The organism is Micromonospora sp. CA-263727, assembly GCF_050942455.1.
In the GTDB taxonomy this organism is placed as follows: domain Bacteria; phylum Actinomycetota; class Actinomycetes; order Mycobacteriales; family Micromonosporaceae; genus Micromonospora.
The window spans coordinates 3,356,477-3,373,377 of sequence record NZ_CP192031.1 but is presented as its reverse complement, the minus strand read 5'-3'; the positions used below and the strand labels follow the sequence as shown (position 1 = coordinate 3,373,377).

The 16,901-nt window shown below is 73.1% G+C and carries 20 protein-coding genes; 5 read left to right on the top strand and 15 right to left on the bottom strand.

Translation table 11 applies throughout. The annotated features are described in order from the left end of the window. Positions 1-32: 32 nt before the first annotated feature. The 5 genes from ACQPYA_RS14855 (at position 33) to ACQPYA_RS14835 (ending at position 2,247) form a co-directional block, all read left to right on the top strand. Complete coding sequence (locus tag ACQPYA_RS14855) at positions 33-506, top strand: hypothetical protein (protein ID WP_433533180.1); 474 nt, start codon at positions 33-35, stop codon at positions 504-506. Then, a complete protein-coding gene (locus ACQPYA_RS14850) occupies positions 503-1,003 on the top strand; it encodes a hypothetical protein (protein WP_433533179.1) in 501 nt (166 codons plus the stop codon). The genes ACQPYA_RS14855 and ACQPYA_RS14850 overlap by 4 nt, the downstream gene beginning before the upstream one ends. Positions 1,004-1,015: 12 nt before the next feature. After that, on the top strand, positions 1,016-1,183 hold the full coding sequence (locus tag ACQPYA_RS14845; RefSeq protein WP_433533178.1) for a hypothetical protein: 168 nt from the start codon (positions 1,016-1,018) through the stop codon (positions 1,181-1,183). A 63-nt stretch (positions 1,184-1,246) separates the two neighbouring features. Next, positions 1,247-1,747 carry a hypothetical protein gene (locus ACQPYA_RS14840; RefSeq protein ID WP_433533177.1) on the top strand — a complete coding sequence of 167 codons (501 nt, stop codon included), beginning with the start codon at positions 1,247-1,249 and terminating at the stop codon, positions 1,745-1,747. Beyond that, on the top strand, positions 1,741-2,247 hold the full coding sequence (locus tag ACQPYA_RS14835) for a MauE/DoxX family redox-associated membrane protein (protein WP_433533176.1): 507 nt from the start codon (positions 1,741-1,743) through the stop codon (positions 2,245-2,247). The genes ACQPYA_RS14840 and ACQPYA_RS14835 overlap by 7 nt, the downstream gene beginning before the upstream one ends. 67 nt (positions 2,248-2,314) lie before the next feature. Here ACQPYA_RS14835 and ACQPYA_RS14830 read toward each other — a convergent pair whose 3' ends face one another. The 15 genes from ACQPYA_RS14830 to ACQPYA_RS14760 all read right to left on the bottom strand — a co-directional run bounded on the left by ACQPYA_RS14830 (position 2,315) and on the right by ACQPYA_RS14760 (position 16,895). Then, positions 2,315-3,037 carry a hypothetical protein gene (locus ACQPYA_RS14830; RefSeq protein ID WP_433533175.1) on the bottom strand — a complete coding sequence of 241 codons (723 nt, stop codon included), beginning with the start codon at positions 3,035-3,037 and terminating at the stop codon, positions 2,315-2,317. 5 nt (positions 3,038-3,042) lie between these two features. Further along, positions 3,043-3,543, bottom strand: coding sequence for a SigE family RNA polymerase sigma factor (locus ACQPYA_RS14825; RefSeq protein WP_433533174.1), 501 nt, complete (start codon positions 3,541-3,543; stop codon positions 3,043-3,045). A gap of 139 nt (positions 3,544-3,682) precedes the next feature. After that, on the bottom strand, positions 3,683-4,558 hold the full coding sequence (locus tag ACQPYA_RS14820) for an HpcH/HpaI aldolase/citrate lyase family protein (protein WP_433533173.1): 876 nt from the start codon (positions 4,556-4,558) through the stop codon (positions 3,683-3,685). 9 nt (positions 4,559-4,567) lie between these two features. Further along, the gene (locus tag ACQPYA_RS14815) at positions 4,568-6,031 is read right to left on the bottom strand and encodes a dihydroorotase (RefSeq protein WP_433533172.1); all 1,464 of its coding nucleotides are present in this window, start codon (positions 6,029-6,031) and stop codon (positions 4,568-4,570) included. A gap of 20 nt (positions 6,032-6,051) precedes the next feature. Continuing rightward, positions 6,052-7,506 carry an MmgE/PrpD family protein gene (locus ACQPYA_RS14810; RefSeq protein ID WP_433533171.1) on the bottom strand — a complete coding sequence of 485 codons (1,455 nt, stop codon included), beginning with the start codon at positions 7,504-7,506 and terminating at the stop codon, positions 6,052-6,054. Then, positions 7,499-8,335: a cyclase family protein gene (locus ACQPYA_RS14805; RefSeq protein WP_433533170.1), complete on the bottom strand. Its 837-nt coding sequence runs from the start codon at positions 8,333-8,335 to the stop codon at positions 7,499-7,501. The genes ACQPYA_RS14810 and ACQPYA_RS14805 overlap by 8 nt, the downstream gene beginning before the upstream one ends. 31 nt (positions 8,336-8,366) lie before the next feature. Further along, positions 8,367-9,566, bottom strand: a complete 1,200-nt coding sequence (locus tag ACQPYA_RS14800) for a CaiB/BaiF CoA transferase family protein (protein ID WP_433533169.1) — start codon at positions 9,564-9,566, stop codon at positions 8,367-8,369. Positions 9,567-9,667: 101 nt separating this feature from the next. Then, positions 9,668-10,489, bottom strand: a complete 822-nt coding sequence (locus ACQPYA_RS14795) for an IclR family transcriptional regulator (RefSeq protein ID WP_433533168.1) — start codon at positions 10,487-10,489, stop codon at positions 9,668-9,670. A 47-nt stretch (positions 10,490-10,536) separates the two neighbouring features. Then, complete coding sequence (locus ACQPYA_RS14790; protein ID WP_433533167.1) at positions 10,537-11,529, bottom strand: EamA family transporter; 993 nt, start codon at positions 11,527-11,529, stop codon at positions 10,537-10,539. Next, a complete protein-coding gene (locus ACQPYA_RS14785) occupies positions 11,516-11,959 on the bottom strand; it encodes an Ohr family peroxiredoxin (RefSeq protein WP_433533166.1) in 444 nt (147 codons plus the stop codon). Before ACQPYA_RS14785 ends, ACQPYA_RS14790 begins: the two co-directional genes overlap by 14 nt. Beyond that, the gene (locus ACQPYA_RS14780) at positions 11,956-12,786 is read right to left on the bottom strand and encodes an alpha/beta fold hydrolase (RefSeq protein WP_433533165.1); all 831 of its coding nucleotides are present in this window, start codon (positions 12,784-12,786) and stop codon (positions 11,956-11,958) included. Before ACQPYA_RS14780 ends, ACQPYA_RS14785 begins: the two co-directional genes overlap by 4 nt. Next, positions 12,783-14,207, bottom strand: a complete 1,425-nt coding sequence (locus tag ACQPYA_RS14775; protein WP_433533164.1) for a M20/M25/M40 family metallo-hydrolase — start codon at positions 14,205-14,207, stop codon at positions 12,783-12,785. The genes ACQPYA_RS14780 and ACQPYA_RS14775 overlap by 4 nt, the downstream gene beginning before the upstream one ends. A 34-nt stretch (positions 14,208-14,241) precedes the next feature. Further along, a complete protein-coding gene (locus tag ACQPYA_RS14770; RefSeq protein ID WP_433533163.1) occupies positions 14,242-15,108 on the bottom strand; it encodes an SDR family NAD(P)-dependent oxidoreductase in 867 nt (288 codons plus the stop codon). A 95-nt stretch (positions 15,109-15,203) separates the two neighbouring features. Further along, positions 15,204-16,058: an ABC transporter permease gene (locus ACQPYA_RS14765; RefSeq protein WP_433533162.1), complete on the bottom strand. Its 855-nt coding sequence runs from the start codon at positions 16,056-16,058 to the stop codon at positions 15,204-15,206. A gap of 12 nt (positions 16,059-16,070) precedes the next feature. After that, positions 16,071-16,895 carry an ABC transporter ATP-binding protein gene (locus tag ACQPYA_RS14760; RefSeq protein ID WP_433533161.1) on the bottom strand — a complete coding sequence of 275 codons (825 nt, stop codon included), beginning with the start codon at positions 16,893-16,895 and terminating at the stop codon, positions 16,071-16,073. Positions 16,896-16,901 lie beyond the last annotated feature (6 nt).

The window sequence follows — 16,901 nt, the reverse complement described above, 5'->3', positions numbered from 1 at the left end:
ACCCGTTAGTCGGAGCCGTCATCCTGCTCGCCGTGCTCGTCCTGCTGCTCTTCGCGGCCGGGGCGGGGCTCTACCGCCGGGTGCGCGAGCTCGAACTGGCCGTCTATCACGGTGTCGGGCAAAACCTGGTTGGCACGAATACAGCAAATGCGCTGCAACCACTGGCGACCACGGGCAGGACGACGGTGATTGTGAAAGTCAACCGTCGTTGTCCGGTGTGCGACGACCTTCTCGGCGGCGTCGCGCGTATAGCTCCTGGCCTTGGAAACGACATCCAGCTGACCGTGCTCTCGGATGACGCTCAGTTCGACAAGCCGCTGCCCGAGAACGTACGCGTTGTCAAGGACGCCGACGCCTGGCGGGCGCTGACCGTGCCGTACGTGCCCGCGGTGGTCGTGGTCAGCGCGGATGGCGTGGTGCTCCACACCGAGCCGGGTGGTTCCGTCGAATCCTTGGAGGCCACCGTGGCACGCGCCGCAACCATCGGAAAGGAGACCGTACGATGACGGACGTCAACCGGAGCCGGGTGGTGGATCTGGTACCCAGCGCCGTGGAAGCCCCCGCTTCGCCCGAGCCGACGAGGATGATAGACAAGCGGTCGGCGATGAGCCGGCGACGGGTGCTCGGCATCGTCTCCGGCGCCGCGGTCGCATCCGGTCTCGGCGTGCTCGACCTCTTCCCGTGGTCACGGCCGAGGGGCGCCTTCGCCGCCGCCTACACCGAGCACAGCGACTGCCGCGGTTACTTCAACTCGACGTCGATCTGCGTTCCGTCGACCGCCCTCTACACCGGCAACTGCTCGGGGTCGTGGCACCGCAACGACGGATCCTCCGGCACCTGCTACAACTTCCGGTACACGCACGACCCGTCCAGCTGTGACGGCCACAACGCCTGGCGCTGGACGTCCGGCACCCGACGGAAGTGCTCCGACGGCTGGTACGAGTACGCCGACTGTGGTGGTGGCCGGGTGTCACGCTTCTCCATCTGCCGTACGGCCATCTGAGCCGACGCGTCGATGGAGAAGACCAGCTCCCGATTCGGGGCTCTGGTGCCAGGTCTGGCGGTTCTGGGGGTCTTCGAGACCGCCAGCCTGGCGCTGTCCGTCAAGGGCTACGACGTCGCCGGCTTCACGTGGCTGGTGGCCGCGTTGGTGGCCGCCTTCTCGCTGTCCGGATCCGTTTGAAGCCTGAACAGCGCCTGGGCGCTGTCCTCGTCGGTCCGGCGAGGGAGAGACGGATTCGGGTTCGTGCTGGGTCTTTTCCTGGGCGGCATCGCCACCGCCCTTGCCCTGGTGGTCGTGGGGTCGGTGCTGCGCGCGCCGATACCCGAGGCCGGACGGCAGTATGCGGTGCTGACCGTGGCGGCCGTGCTCGTCGTCCGGGAGTTCGGCGTGTTCACGTTCCCGATCCCGCAGAACGCCCGGCTGGTGCCGCAGTTCGTCACCCGCATCCCCTTCTGGGGCGCGATGCAGTTCGGTGCGGAGATGGGCACCGGGATGCGGACGTACTCGCCAACGGGGTTGCCGCACATCATGGTCGCCGCCATCATGCTCTGGGCGTCGTGGGGTGAGGCGATCGCAGCGGGCACGGGATTCGCGCTCGGACGCGCGCTGATGCTGCTGATCTTCCTCGCGGCTCGGAACAAGGAGGGCGCCGACGCGGCGTTCGAGAAGGGGATACCACGGCTGCGGCCCGTCTTCGCGACGCTGCTGGCGCCCTTGATCGTGCTGCTGGTGCTGCTGTGGTAGACGACGCGGCCGGGTGGGTACGGTACGCCCTCGCCGTCACTCTGCTGGTGGCCGCGGGTGCGAAGGCGAGGGATCTCGGGCCGTTCATCGGCAGCCTGCGCAGCTATGGCCTGGGCGGACCGCCAGCAACGGCCGCCGCCGCCATGATCATCGTCGTGGAGGTGGCCGCCTCGGCCGTGTCCTTCGCGGCGACGAGCGACGTGGTCGCCGGAATGCTCTGCGCCGTCCTGGGGCTGTTCTTCACCGCGGCGCAGACCTATCTGCTGGCCACCGGCCAGCGCGTGTCCTGCCTCTGCTTCGGTGCACGGTCCGCCGACCACGTGTCGCCGCGCACCTGGGGGCGGGCCGTCGTCGTACTGCTGTCTGGTTTGTTCGTCGCCTTCGCCGGCTCACCGACAAGGGCCGCGGAGGCGGTCACCATCGCCGGTGGCGTCCTGCTCTTCGCAGCGGTGGCCATCGCCGACCGGAGCCTGCGGGCCCGCAGGCGTCAGCCGGTGTGACGCCTGCGAGGCTGTCGGAGAGCCCCGGGGCGGTCGAGGCGGAGTTCAGCCGGCGAGCCGGCCATCCTCAGCCCCGGGCGATGCCCAACGCGACCTGCTTGAGCGTCTCGACCGGCACCCGTTCGTCGCCCATGACCGAGATGACGGCTCCGTCGTCGGTCGTGATGACCACGTCGTGGTTGGTGGTCTCGGTCCCCACGTGGGCCACCAGCTCGGCCCGACCGACCGGCACGTCGAACGTCTCGATCGGCTTACGGCCGGCCGTGCGCGAGCCGGCGAGCCACTCGGTGATCAGCTGCGCGCCGGCCGTCGGTGTGGCTCTCTGGGGCCTGAGCACGGTGAGCCACAGCGCGGAGCCGCCGTCGGCTCGCTCGTACCGCCGGGTGGTCACACCGGCGGTCGGGTCACTGGGACCGGGTGCCGCGATGTCGTCGCGGAGGCGGTTCTCGGCGACGGCAACGCTGGCGACGCTGTCGCGGGGGTCGGCTCGCAGGCCCTCCGGCAGGAAACCGAACCGGAAGCCGTCGAGCGGTAGGCCGGCCACCCTCTCCGAGGCGGACGCCGACGCGGCGGGCGGCAGTGTCGCGGACGGGCCGGGGCCGGTGACCAGGTTGACGGCCAGGACGACGGCGCCGACGGCGGCGAAGGCCCCGGTGGTCACGGCGGCCGCTCGGGCCGCCCGGCGGCGGCGGACCCCGCGCCGCACCCGGGAGACGAGGTCCTCGGTCAGCGGAAGGTCGAAGTCGGCGTCGGCCAGCGCGGCCAACTCGTCCGGGCGGTTGTCGGACACGGGATTCACCTCTCTGCGGACAGGCGAGCGCGCAGCGTCGAGAGGCCGCGCGACATCTGGGAGCGGACGGTCGCCGCGGTGCAGCCGAGCAGCTCGCCGATCTGCTGGTCGGGCAGGTCGGCGAGGTAGCGCATCGCGATCGCGGCCCGCTGCTTGGGTGGCAGGGACCCGAGGATCTGCCGGATCACCGCGGTGGAGTCGACGGCCGCGAGCCCGGCGTCCTCCCACGCGCTCTCGGGCACCCGTTCGACGGGTATGGCCCGCCGGCGCCGGCGTTCGTTCAGGAAGACGTTGACCATGGTGCGTTGGGCGTACCCGACGGGATTGCCGTCCTTGCGGAGCCGCGACCAGGCCAGGCCCACCCGGATGAGCGTTTCCTGAGTGAGGTCCTCCGCCGCGGCCCGATCGAGCGTCAAGACGTGCGCGAAGCGCAGCAGCCCGGCGCCGGACTCCCGGACGAACGGCTCGAACCCCGAGCCGCGGGACGGAAACCGTGGAACGTTCACAACCTGATTACACGGCAGAGGACCGGTTCTGTTGCATCCGTTGCGGAACGCTCTGGGATCCGTGGCGGTCCGGTCCGCGCCGCCGCGCGACCACTTCCCGCCGGAGACGGCCCGCTCGGTGCGCTCGGGGGCGCGCCTCCTACCGGCTGTTCGGACAGTCCCGGTCGGCTCCGCCAGCGCGGCTCAGCACCTCCGCCGCGCCGCGGACCACGGCCCGGTCCACCAGCCGCCCGTCGTCGCCGACGGCCACCCCGGAGCCGTCCCGCTCGGCCCGGTGCAGGGCGTCGAGGACCCGCCGGGCGGTGGCCACCTCCTCGACGGTGGGGGTGAAGACGCCGTTGATGGTGGCGAGCTGGCCGGGATGCACCGCGCTGCGCGCCCGGAAGCCCTGACGCAGCAGGGCACGGGTGGTCCGCTCCAGCCGTTCGGGGTCACGCAGGGCGGTCTCGACCGGGCCGACCGGCGGGGCGATCCGGGCCGCCGCCGAGGCGACCACCACCTGGGAACGGATCGCGGTGAACTCGGTGCGATCGGCGTCGGGTTGCAGACCGAGTTCCCCGGCGAGATCCGCCTCGCCGATGCCCAGCCGCAGCACCCGGGGTGCGGCGGCGACCTGCGCGCAGGTCAGCACACCCCGGGCCGTCTCGATCAGCGCCACCACCCGGAACGTCCGCTCCGGCAGGTCGAGCCGCCGCTCGGCGGCCAGCAACGCCCGATCGACCTCGTGCAGCAGCTCCGGCTCCGCCTTCGGCACCCAGACTCCGGCCACCGCGGCGCCGAGCACCGCGAGGTCCGCCTCGACCTGGTCGCTGTTGATCCGTACCCAGTGGGCCACCGCCGCCGGCGTGGCCCGCAGGTGGGCGGTCACCGTCTCGCGGGCCTGCTCCTTGCGGGCCAGGGCGACCGCGTCCTCCAGGTCGACCACGAGGGCGTCGGCGCCCCGCCCGAGGGCCTTGTGCAGCAGGTCCGCCCGGTCCCCGGGCACGTAGAGATAGCTGCGGGCGATGCCGGTCACGACGCTGGCCTACTGCCCGGCCCGGGGCACGTACCGCCCCTGCGGGGCGCCGGAGACCTTGCCGTCGACGAGCACGTGCTCGCCGCGGACGAAGGTGTCGGTCACCCGAGCGGTCAACTCGAAGCCCTCGAACGGGGTGTACTCCTGGGTCGACTCGGAGTCCTCGGCCCGCACCGTCCAGGTCGCGTCGGGGTCGACCAGGCAGATGTCGGCGTCGTACCCCTCGGCGAGGGCGCCCTTGGCGGCGAGGCCGAACCGGCGGGCCGGGTTCCAGGAGGTGAGCGCGGCCACTGCGGCCAGCGGCAGGCCCCGGCGGCGTCCCTCGGTGACCAGGCCGGGCAGCAGGTACTCGGCGCCGCCGAAGCCGGACTTGGCGAGGAACACGTCGTCGCGGGGGTTGCCGAACTTCAGCTCGTCCCGGCAGCAGGCGTGGTCGCTGACCACCCAGTCGATCCGGCCGTCGAGCAGGTGCCCCCAGAGCGCCTCGACGTCCTCCCGGGGCCGCAGCGGCGGGTTGACCTTGCCGCCGAGCCCGTGCGCGGTGGTGATGTCGGCCAGCAGGTGGCCGATGGTCACCTCGCGGCGGAAGTCGATGTGCGGGAACGCCTCGGCCATCCGCAGCGCCGCGTCGAGCGCCTTGGCCGACGAGAGGTGCAGCAGGTTGATGGTGGGCAGGCCGGTCTCGTGGGCCAGGTACGAGGCGATCGAGACGGCGAGCCCCTCGGAGTGCGGCGGCCGGGAGGCGTGGTACGCGGCCAGCCCGCTCAGCGTCCCCTCCTGCTCCACCCGCCGGGTGTACGCGCTCATGATCTCGGCGGTCTCGCAGTGCAGGGAGAGCGAGATCTTCGAGGCCAGCTCCGGGAAGCGCTCGCGGGCCGCCTGCACCCCGCGCATGACGAACTCGAAGTGGGCGTAGTCGTACCGCTCCCCCTCCGGGATCATCAGGAAGGAGTTCTGGTCGGCGGAGCGGCCGTGCAGGCCGTGGCTGCCGTAGAACATGAAGATCTTGAAAGAGGTGACGCCGAACTTCTCCACCAGGGCGGGGATCTCGTCGATGTGCTCGCTCATCATCGGGGCGAGGTGGAAGCCGTAGTCGATGTAGGAGCGGCCGGCGCTGGCGGCCAGCACGTCGGGGAAGAAGTCGTCGTAGCGCCCGCCCCGGTTGAGGTAGTACTGCCCGGTCCGCATGTAGGTCAGCGCGGTGGTCACCCCGCCCTGGGCCGAGGCGCGGCTCTCCGAGGCGGTGTCCTCGCTCAACGGGTTGTAGATGCCCCAGTGCTGGTGGGCGTCGACCACGCCGGGGAAGGCGAGGCGGCCACCGCCGTCGACCACGGTGCCGGCCCCCGCCGGGTCGATGCCGGGCGCGATGCGGGCGATCCGCCCGTCGGTTACGGCGATGTCCGCCGACTCGACGTCCGGCCGGTCGTGCCGGACCACCTGGACGTTACGCAGCAGCAGGTCGAAGGTTGTCATGGTCTCACTCCTCGAAGAGGTCAGGCGCGGGCCGGTGCCGGCGTGCCGGAGGCGGTGGGGGCGGTCTGCACCGCGGCGAGCAGGCCGGTCAGCCGGCGTACGTCGGCGGCCTGGTCCAGCCGGCCGATCTCCTGCTCGACCTGGTCGGCGGCCTCGGGCGCGAGCCGGCCGGCGACGTTGTGGTGGAACTTGCGGGCCAACTCGGCGGTGGAGAGCGGGCGCTGCGGGCCGCCTCGGTTGGCCAGCACCTCCTCCGCCCAGACCCGACCGTCGCGGGTGGTCACCCGCAGCACCGCCGGGAACTGGTACGGGAAGATCGCGTCGCACCGGTCGTCGGGCACCACCTCCACCCGCGCCATCAGCGCCCGGCGGACCGGGTCGGCGGCGAGGGCGTCGGTGAAGTCGTCCGGGCCGACGCCGAGGACACCGCCGCCGCAGAGCCCCGCGGCCACCGCGTACGGGCCGCTGAACTGCGCCTCGTAGCCGGTGCGGGGGGCGCGCTTGCGCTCGATCGGCGCGCCGATGGTGCGGATCACCGGGGTCGGCACGCCGAGCGTGATGGTCTCGATCTCCTCGATGGCCAGCCCCCGCCGCCGCAGGGCGAGCGCCGCGTCGATCGCCGCGTGGGTGAAGTGGTTGGCCGGGTAGGGCTTGAAGAAGATGCCCGGCACCGCCCAGCGGCTGCCGAGCCCGTCGACGATCTCCGCCGGGTCGAACTCGCCGCGCAGGAACGCCTGGTAGAAGCCGAAACGCCCCTCCAGCACGGTGGGCGGGCCGCTGATGCCGTGCCGGGCCAGCGAGGCGGCGCTGACCGCGGCGTGCGCCGCCCAGCCGCAGTGGATCCGTTTCACCGTGCCGCCGGTGCGGTTGGCCTCGATCAGGCCGGCCGCCATCGACGCGGCCACGCCGAGGCTGTCCAGGGTCTGCCCGGCGTCCAGCCCGAACAGCCGGGCGGCGGCGACCGCCCCGCCGAGCGTGCCGCAGATGGAGGTGGCGTGCTGGCCGTGCTCGAAGAAGACCGAGTTGCCGGCGGCCCGGTCGTAGCCGGCCATGCCGAGCCGGACGCAGACCTCCAGGCCCACGGCGATCGCGGCGACCGTCTCCCGGCCGGTGGCGCCGGTGAGTTCGGCGGCGGCCAGCGCGGCCGGCACCACCGAGGCGCTCGGGTGCAGCACCGAGGGCAGGTGGGTGTCGTCGTAGTCCAGCGAGTGGGCCAGCACCCCGTTGGCGAAGGCGGCGAGCGCCGCCGGGACCGGCTCGTCCAGGCCGATCGCCCGGGCCTGGCCCCGGCCGCCCTGCTCGCGTACGTAGGCCAGGGCGGCCTGGCTGGTGGGCAGCGGGTACGCGGCCACGCAGAGCCCGACCACGTCCAGCACCCGACGGCGCACGCTGTCGACCACCTCGGCGGGCAGTCCGGCGGCGGGGGTGTCCACGGCGAAGGCGGCGAGGCGCTGCCCGAGGGTCTGCTCAGCCACGGCCGACCACCGCCAGCGGTCGCACCGGCGAGCCGGTGGCGCCGAACAGCGGCAACGGGATCATCACGAAGGTGAACTCGTGCACCGCGTCGCGGGCGAGTTCCTCCAGCGCCATCGCCTCGATCAGGTAGATGCCGTGCTCGACCAGCAGGACCCGGTGCGCGGGGAGGCTCGCGTGCCCCTGCCCGGGGCGCAGGCACTCGAAGGCGATGGTGTCGGCCCCGGCGGCGTGCACCCGCCGCTGCGCCAGCCACTCGGCCCCGGCGGTGCTGATCCCGGGGACGCCGGAGTCGCGTCCGACGTAGACGCTGCGGTCCTCGTGGTCGAAGTGGCGGCCCCAGCCGCTGCGGATCAGCACCACGTCGCCGGGCTCCACCGGGGTGTCCTGCCGGGTTACGGCGGTGTCCAGGTCGGCGGGGGTGATCTCGTAACCCGCCGGGCAGGGCTCACCGAGCACCGCCGGGATGTCGAGCAGCACCCCGCGCCGCAGCATCGGCTCGATCGTGTGCACGCCCAGCTCGGTGAACCGGCCACCGGCCTGGGCCTGCGCCGCGTCGGCCCCGCCGTGCAGGCGGCCCTCGTGCGAGACGTGGGCCAGGGCGTCCACGTGGGTGCCGACGTGCGTGCCCATGACCAGCAGGTCGTTCGCGGCCGAGCCGCCGTCGGCGCGGACCATGTCGCCGTGCCGGCGGGGCATGCTGAGCCAGAACGGCGGATGGTTCGGCGACTGCGGCATGCCGATCGTGAGCAGCCGGCCGAGGTCGTAGATCTGCGCTCCGCCGCGTACGGCGTCGAGCAGGCGATCGGCGGGCCTTGCGGTGATGGTCACGGTTCCTCGCGTTTCAGCAGGGTCGGCGACGTCAGGAGACGATGTCGCGGGCTCGGAGGTCGGCGATCTCGGCCGGGTCGCAGCCGAGTTCGTCGATCAGCAGGGTGTCGGTGTCGGCGCCGGGGGCACGCCCGGTGAAGCGGATCCGGCCGGGGGTGGCCGACATCCGCCACATCACGTTGTGCATCCGCATCGGCCCGAGGTCGGGGTCGTCGACCACGGTGACCATGCCGGTCTCCCGTACGTGCGGGTCGGAGACGATGTCCCGGGCGTCGTAGACCGGGGCGACGGCCGCGCCCGCCTCGGTGAAGGCGCGGCTCACCTCCTCGCGGGTGCGCGCGCCGATCCAGTCGCCGACGTAGGCGTCGAGCTCGTCGGCGTGCGCGGCGCGACCGGCGCCGGTGCGGAACCACGGCTCGTCGATCACCTCCGGGTGCCCGACCAGCCGCAGCACCCGCTCGGCGATCGCCTGGGCGCTGGTCGACACCGCCACCCACGCGCCGTCGCTGGTGCGGTACGTGTTGCGCGGCGCGTTGTTGGTCGACCGGTTGCCGTGCCGGTGTTCGACGATGCCGAGCTGGTCGTAGACGGTGGGGCCGGGGCCGACCGCCGTCATGATCGGCTCCAGCAGGCTGAGGTCGATGACCTGGCCGGTGCCGCCGGTGCGGTCCCGGTGCCAGAGCGCCATCACCACGGCCGACGAGGCGGCGATGCCGCAGATGCTGTCGGCCAGGCCGAACGCCGGCAGGGTGGGCGGGCCGTCCGCCGCGCCGGTGAGGTGGGCGAAGCCGCTCATCGCCTCGGCGAGCGTGCCGAAGCCGGCCCGGCCGGCGTACGGGCCGGTCTGGCCGAAGCCGGTGATCCGGGCGATGATCAGCCCGGGGTTGACCCGGTGCAGCTCCGCCGGCCCGACCCCCCAGCGTTCCAGCGTGCCCGGCCGGAAGTTCTCCACCAGCACGTCCGCCTGCTCGGCCAGGCGCAGCAGCAGCGCCGCGCCCTCCGGCGCGGAGAGGCTCAACCCGACCGTGCGCTTGTTGCGGGAGATCTCCTTCCACCACAGCGGCTGCCCGTCCTTGGACTTGCCGTGCCCGCGCATGCTGTCGCCGGCGGTCGGGTGCTCGATCTTGATCACGTCGGCGCCGAAGTCGCCGAGAATCTGGCAGCACAGCGGCCCGGCCAGGATCGTCGAGACGTCCAGCACCCGCACTCCGGCGAGCGGTCCGTCGCTCATCACCTGGTCCACCTCCCCATCCCCGAATCGGTGTCGGCTGGGCGGGACGGGGTGGCCCACCCAGCGGTTTCGTGTCCTCCCCGTGGCCCGGGGCAGCCGGCCTAGTCCGGGTCGGCGGGCGTACGCGACCCCGGGATCCGGTAGCCGAGTTCGGCGGAGATCTCGGCCGCCGCCGCCGCGACCAGGTCACCGTGCGCCGCGCAGACCTGCGGGGTGAACCGGTCCTGCGGACCGCAGAGCGAGATCGAGCCGAAGACCTGACCGGTGCCGTACCGCACCGCGGCGGCGACGCTGCCCGCCCCGTTCTGCCGCTCCCCCATGCTCACCGCGTAGCCCTGCTGCCGGATCCGGTGCAGTTCGGCGCGGAGCACCCCCGGCTCGGTGATGGTGGAGGGGGTGACCTGCCGCATCGGCTGGGCGAGGTACTCGTCGACCTCGGCGTCGGGCAGCGCCGCCAGGATCGCCTTCGACGACGAGCCCGAGTGCAGCGGGTGGCTGGTGCCCAGGGAGACCGACATGCGTACCTCGTGCGGCGAGAGCACCTGGTCGATGTAGACCCGCAGCCAGCCCTGCCGCACCGAGAGCGTCGCCGTCTCCGCGCTGTCGCGCACCAGGCGGACCAGGTAGCGGCGGGCGGTGTCCGGCACGTCCAGGGCGCGCAGCGCGGCCAGCCCGATCGCCAGCGCGCCGGCGCCGAGCCGGTACCGCTTGGTGTCCTCGTTGAAGCTGAGGAAGTCGTCGGCCACCAACTCCTTGAGGATCCGGTACGCCACCGCCTTGGGCAGGCCCAGTTCCCGCGCGATCGTCGACACGCCGAGGGTCTCCGGCGCCCGCTCGGCGATGATGTTGATGACGTCGAGGGCCCGGCCGAGACCGGAGCGGACGCGGATGTCGTCGCGCTCGACGAGAGTCGTGGTGGTCATGTCTGTCCTCACTGTCGACGTGCCCGGGATGCGGAGTCGGCCGGCGCTCACGGTGGCGCGGGCGCGCCCGGCGGCAATCCCGCCCATCGTCGCGGGCGTTCCCGGGCCACCACCAGCGCCACGGCGGCGAGCACCACGACACCGGCGAGCACCTGCCGGCCGGTGAGCCGTTCACCCAGCACCGCCATGCCGAGCAGCACCGCCACCACCGGGTTGACGTAGGCGTAGGTGGCCGCGAGTTGCAGCGGCGCGCGGCGCAGCAGCCAGGTGTAGACGCTGAACCCGACGACCGTGCAGACCAGCATCAGGTAGCTCCAGGCCAGCCAGGATCGGCCGGTCACCGCGCCGAGCCGCAGCTCCCGCCACTCACCGACGACCAGCCCGGCGGCCCCCACCGCCACCCCGCCGACCAGCATCTGCCAGCCGGTGCCGACCAGGTGGTCGGCCGGCATGGTCAGCCGCTGGGCCAGTGCCGAGCCGAGCGCCCAGACCACCGTGGACGCCACGATGGTCACCATGCCGGCCAGGTGCCACCGCTGCGTCGGGGCGGCCAGCAGCAGCGCCAGCCCGGCCAGCCCGCCGAGCACCCCGGCGACGGCCAGCGGCGCCGGCCGTTGCCCGGCGCCGAGGCGGATCACCAGCACCCACACCGGCATCGCCGCGACCAGCAGCGACGCCAGTCCGGAGGGGACGTACTGCTGGCCGACGGCGAGCAGGGCGCTGCCCGCACCGACCATCAGCGTCCCGGTCACCACCACCGCGGTCCAGCCGGCCCGGGGCAGCCGCAGCCCGGACACCCCGTGCCGCACCGCCACCACCGCGAAGAGCACCGCCGCGGCGGCCAGGAACCGGGCCGAGGTGGACACCAACGGCGGCAGGCTCTCCAACGCGACCCGGTTGCCGAGGTAGGTGGAGCCCCAGACCAGGTAGAGCAGCACCAGGCCGACCGCCAGCGCCGCCGGGGTGGTGGACGTGGCGGTGCCCGGTGACGCCGGCGGCGGCGTCACCAGCGCGGTGCCACGCGGGTCACTGCTGTCCATCGGCCCGGATCGTCACGGCGGTGTTGCCCCGCAGGGCGTTGGAGTAGGGGCAGAGCCGGTCGGCCGCCGCGACGGCCCGGTCCAGGTCGGCCTGCGGGCAGTCGGGGGCGGCCACCGTCAGCGCCACGGCGATGGCGTACCGGCCGTCGTCGGTGGGGCCCAGCGACACCGCGGCGGTCACGCTGGTCGGGCCGGTCCGCACCCCCTCCTGCCGGGCGGCCACCGCCAGGGCGCTGTCGAAGCAGGCCGCGTAGCCGGCGGCGAAGAGCTCCTCCGGGTCGGTGCCCGGGGCGTCCGGGCCGCGCTGCGCGGGGCGGGTCAGGTCGACCCGCAGGGTGCCGGTCAACGACCGGGCCATGCCGCCCCGCCCGCCGCTGACCCGCACCTTCGCCGTGTAGGTGACCCGCGCCGGCACGGTCGCGCCACTCATCGCGCCACTCCCGCCGGGCCGGCGTGCAGTTGGGCGGCGAGGGCGTCGGCGAACGCCTCGGGCTGCTCGTCGGCGACGAAGTCGGTGCCGTCGGGGATGGTGACCAGCGGCGCGTTCGGCAGCGCGGCCCGCACCACCGGGGTGAACCGGTGCACCAGGTCCGCGTCGCCGTGCAGCAGCACGGTGGGCACCCCGGTCGCGGTCAGCGCGTCGGTGTCGAGCGCGTGGTCGAAGACCGCCCGGTAGGCGGTGGCGTAGTCCGGGCCGGTCAGCAGGTACTCGGCGACCTGCCGGTCGGCCTCCGGCGGGGTGAGCCGGGGGTAGAGGCCGTACACCCGCTCCCAGATCACCCGCAGGTGGCTGCCGTCGCGGTCGGGGCGGTAGCCCGGGGCGTACGACGTCTTCTTCTCCTGCCGTTCCGCCGCGTCGTAGAGCGGCAGGCCCTGCAGGACGAGCCGGTGCACCCGGTCCGGATCCCGCAGGGTGGCCTCGGCGGCGACCACCGCGCCGGTGTGCTGCCCGAGCAGGTGCACCCGGCCCAGGCCGAGGGCGTCGGCGGCCTGCCACAGCCCGGCCGCGTACTCGGGGATGGACCAGGGGCGCGGCGGCGGGTCGGAGAGGCCGAACCCGGGCGTGTCCAGCGCGACGACCCGCAGTCCCCGGTCGGCCAGCGGGGTCAGCACGCTGTCGTAGGTGGCCGAGGAGAGCGGGGACTGGTGCACGATCAGCAGCACCGGGGCGTCCTGGTCGCCGGCCGTGCGGTAGTGCACCTGCCCCCACGGCACGTCGGCGTAACCGCGCCGGCCGGCGCCGCGCGCCCGGGTCATGCCGGCACCCCGTCACGCTCCGCGCCGGCCTGGCCGGTCTCCGGACCGCGCTGCTGATTCGCCGTCGCCGCCATCGCCGCCATCACCTCCACCACATGTTTGATGCCCGCCCGGTAGTCGTCCAGGCGGATGTTCTCGTTGGGGCCGTCCACCCCGGAGTCGGCGCGGGACACCCCCACGCCGACGATCGGCCGGCCGGCCAGCACCCCCTGGTTGCCGATCCACTGGGTGTACGGCTCGATCACCGGCTCGGTGCCGTACACCCGGCGGGCCGCGTCGGCGACCAGCGCCACGAACGGGTCGCGGTGGTCGGTCACGTTGGGCCGGCTGGTGGCCATCACCTCGACGTCGAGGTCACCGAAGCCGGTCGCGGCCAGGTGCTTGCGGATGGCGGTGAGCACCTGGTCCGGGTCCTGGCCGGGCACCAGCCGGATCTCCAGCTTCGCCGAGGCGGTCGCCGGGATGCCGAGGGTGACGTCGTCGCGCATGTCGCCGCCGGCGAAACCGGTGACGGTCAGCGTCGGCACGGTACGGATCGCCTCGGCCGCCTGCCGGTCGTCCAGGCCACCGGTGAAACCGTCCACCCCGGCCCGGCCGCGCAGGAACGCGCCGTCGAAGTCCACCTCCGCCAGCAGGTCCCGCTCCGCATCGGTCAGCGGGCGTACGCCGTCGGCGAAGCCGGGCACGGTGACCGTGCCGTCGGGCTCCTGGAGGCGGGTCAGCGCGGCGGCCAGCCGGGCCGTCGCCGCCGGCAACAGCGCGGTGTTCTGGCTGGTCAGGTCCCGGGGCAGGGTACGCGCGGTGAGCCGCAGGTAGAGCACGCCCTTCTCGGCGAGCTTGAGCAGCAACCGGTCCTGCCCGTCCACCCAGGAGTTCTCCCAGAGCGTCCCGTCGCTGGTCAGCCGGTCGGCGTGGGCCGTGACGAAGGAGCCCAGCCCGGGGCTGTGCAGCCACTTCTTGCCCTCGAAGATGAACCGGCTGGTGACCGGCGGGGTCAGCCCGGCCAGCCGCCAGGCGGCCACCGCGTGGATGCGGGACATCAGCGCGCCCTTGTCGTCGGCCACCCCCCGGGCGTACAGCCGGGCGTCGTGGATCTCGGCGGCGTACGGCGGGCTGATCCAGTCGGCGTCGTCGCCGGCCGGCTCCACCTCCACGTCGTAGTGGGTGAAGTGCAGCAGCGACCGGTCGGTGGCGCCGGGCGCCTCGGCCAGCACGTACGGGTAGGAGTGCTCCCACTCGATGACGTCGGCCTGCCCGCCCCACCGGCGTACCGAGGCGGCGATGAACTCCGCGGTGCGGACCATCTCCTCGGGCTCCTGGCGGCGGCTGCGGATCCGGCAGAGCTGTTGCAGTTCCTCGACGAACTCGTCGAGGTGGGCGTCGACCGCGGCGAGCGCGGCGGCGGTGTCGGGGTGGGTCATGGGCTTCCTCCCGTTGGTCGGGGGCGGTGGCGGGTCAGTGGATGGTCACGCCGCCGTCTACGAAGATCGTCTGACCGGTGACCATGGCGGCGGCGTCGCTGAGCAGGTACGCGACCGCGTTGGCGACGTCGGTGGGCTCGGCCATCCGGCCCAGCGGGATGGTGGCCATCTTGTCGGCGAGGTACGCGGCGTCGCCGCGTACGTCGGTGGTCATGTCGGTGGGCACGATGGTCGGACCGACCGCGTTGACGCGGACCTGGTCGGCGGCCCATTCCAGGGCCAGCACCCGGGTCAGGTGCAGCACCCCGGCCTTGCTGACGCAGTAGCCGGCGGTGTTCAACACCGCGATGTGCCCGTTGGTGGAGCCGAGGTTGACCACCGCGCCCCGGGCGGCGCGCAGCGCCGGGTAGGCGGCCTGGCACATCCGGAAGGTGCCGGTCAGGTTGACGTCCAGGACCGTGGTGAAGTCCTCCTCGGACATGGTCGCCGCCGGTCCCCGCCGCACGATGCCGGCGTTGTTGACCAGCAGGTCCAGCCGGCCGTGCCGGTCCAGCACCTCGGCGACCAGGTCCCGGCAGGAGCGGGCCGAGCGGATGTCGACCCGGTGCCGGCTGTGCGCCGCCCCGGCCGGTCCGTCCGCCCGTTCCCCGGCGACAACCCCGTCCCTGCCGGCAGCCCCGTCCCTGCCGGCGACCCCGTCCCCGGCGGTGACCCCATCCCTGGCGGCAGCCCCGTCCCCGGCGGCGACCCCGTCCTCGGCGGCGTCGGCCCAGTCCCCGGCGACGTCGGCCGCGGCTCCGGCGGCCCAGTCCCCGGCGATGTCGGCCCCGGCGACGGTGGCTCCCCGCGCGGCGAGGGTGGCGGCGATCCGGGCGCCGATGCCCCGGGCCGCGCCGGTCACCACCGCCACCCGCCCGTCGAACCGGTTCGGGTCGCCGGGGTGAGAAGGGTTCCCTTCTCTACCGGAGGCGTTAACAGGGGGCCCTTCCTTACCCCTCATGCGCCGATGACCTTTGTGTCTTCGGCCCAGAAGGCCAGGCGGCGTTGTAGCAGGCGGATGACGAAGTGGGCGAGCAGCCCCATCACCGAGAGCACCACCAGCACCGCGAACATGCCGGCGATGTCGAAGTTGTAGTTGGTCTGGAGCAGCAGGTAGCCCAGGCCCTCCTTGGCGCCGATGAACTCGCCGACGACCGCGCCGAGGATGGCGAAGACGATGCCGATGTCCAGCCCGGCGAAGATGAACGGCAGCGCGCTGGGCAGCCGCACCATCCGGAAGATCTGGGCCTTGCTGGCGCCGAAGACGGTGAGCATCTGGATCCGGTCGGCGTCCGCGGCGCGCAGCCCCTCGATGACGTTGACCAGCATCGGGAAGAACGAGATGACCGCGGCCATCACCACCTTGCTGGTCAGGCCGAAGCCGAACCAGAGCACGAAGAGCGGGGCCAGGGCCACCTTGGGCACGGTCTGGAAGGCCACGATGTACGGCATCAGCGTCGCCTCGACCACCTTGATCTGGGAGATGAAGGTGCCGAGCAGGACCGCCGCGCCCACCCCGATGACGAAGCCGAGCAGCGCCTCCTGGGTGGTCACCCAGAGGTGGCTCCAGAACTGGGCGTCGGTGAGCTGCCGGTGCAGGGCCTCGGCGATCTGCGACGGCCGCGGCAGCACGAACTCGTCGACGCCGATCAGCTGGGTGCCGTACTCCCAGCCCAGCACGACCACCACGAAGACGGCCGGGACCAGCCAGAGCTGGGGTCGTTCCCGCAGGTCGAACCGGCGTCGGGCCGGGCGGTCCGGTGCCGGGGCGCCGGGGCGGGAGGTCTTGTCGGCCACATCGGTTGTTGCCATGGCGTCCCCTCGTCAGTCGATAACGCCGGCGGCGTTGAAGTGGCTGCGGATTCGGTCGACGTACACCCCGGCCCGGTCGGAGGACATGACGCTCAGGTCACGCGGGCGTTCCAGCTCGATCTGGACGATCTCGGCGATGCGTCCGGGGCGCGGGCTGAGCACCACCACCCGGTCGGAGAGGAACACCGCCTCCGGGATCGAGTGGGTCACCAGCACCACGGTCTGGCCGCTCTCCCGCCAGATCCGCAGCAGCTCCACGTTCATGTACTCGCGGGTCATCGCGTCCAGCGCGCCGAACGGCTCGTCCATCAGCAGCACCGCCGGGTCGTGCACCAGGGCCCGGCAGATGCCGGCCCGCTGCTGCATCCCGCCGGAGAGCTCGTGCGGGTACTTCCGCTCGAAGCCGGAGAGACCCACCATGTCCAGCAGTTGCTGGGCGCGTTCCCGGTGCTTGACGCGATCCAGCTTCTGGATCTCCACCGGCACCATGATGTTGTCGAAGATGGTGCGCCAGGGCAGCAGCGTGGGGGCCTGGAACACCATCCCGACCTCGGGAAGGGGCTTGCTCACCTCCCGGCCGGCGATGCGCACGGCACCGCCGGTCTTCGGGCTGAGGCCGGCGAGGATCTTCAGCAGGGTGGTCTTGCCGCATCCCGACGGTCCGACGACGGAGACGAACTCCCCGCGCCGGACGGTCAGGTTGATGTCCGTGAGTGCCTGGGTCGGGGCCGACCTGCGCGGCTGGTACCGCTTGTCCAGACCGACGACCTCGATCCAGGAACCCTCCGACACCGCTGCCGGCTGCTGCATCCGGCGACCCACCGCCTTGATGGCCATCGTCAT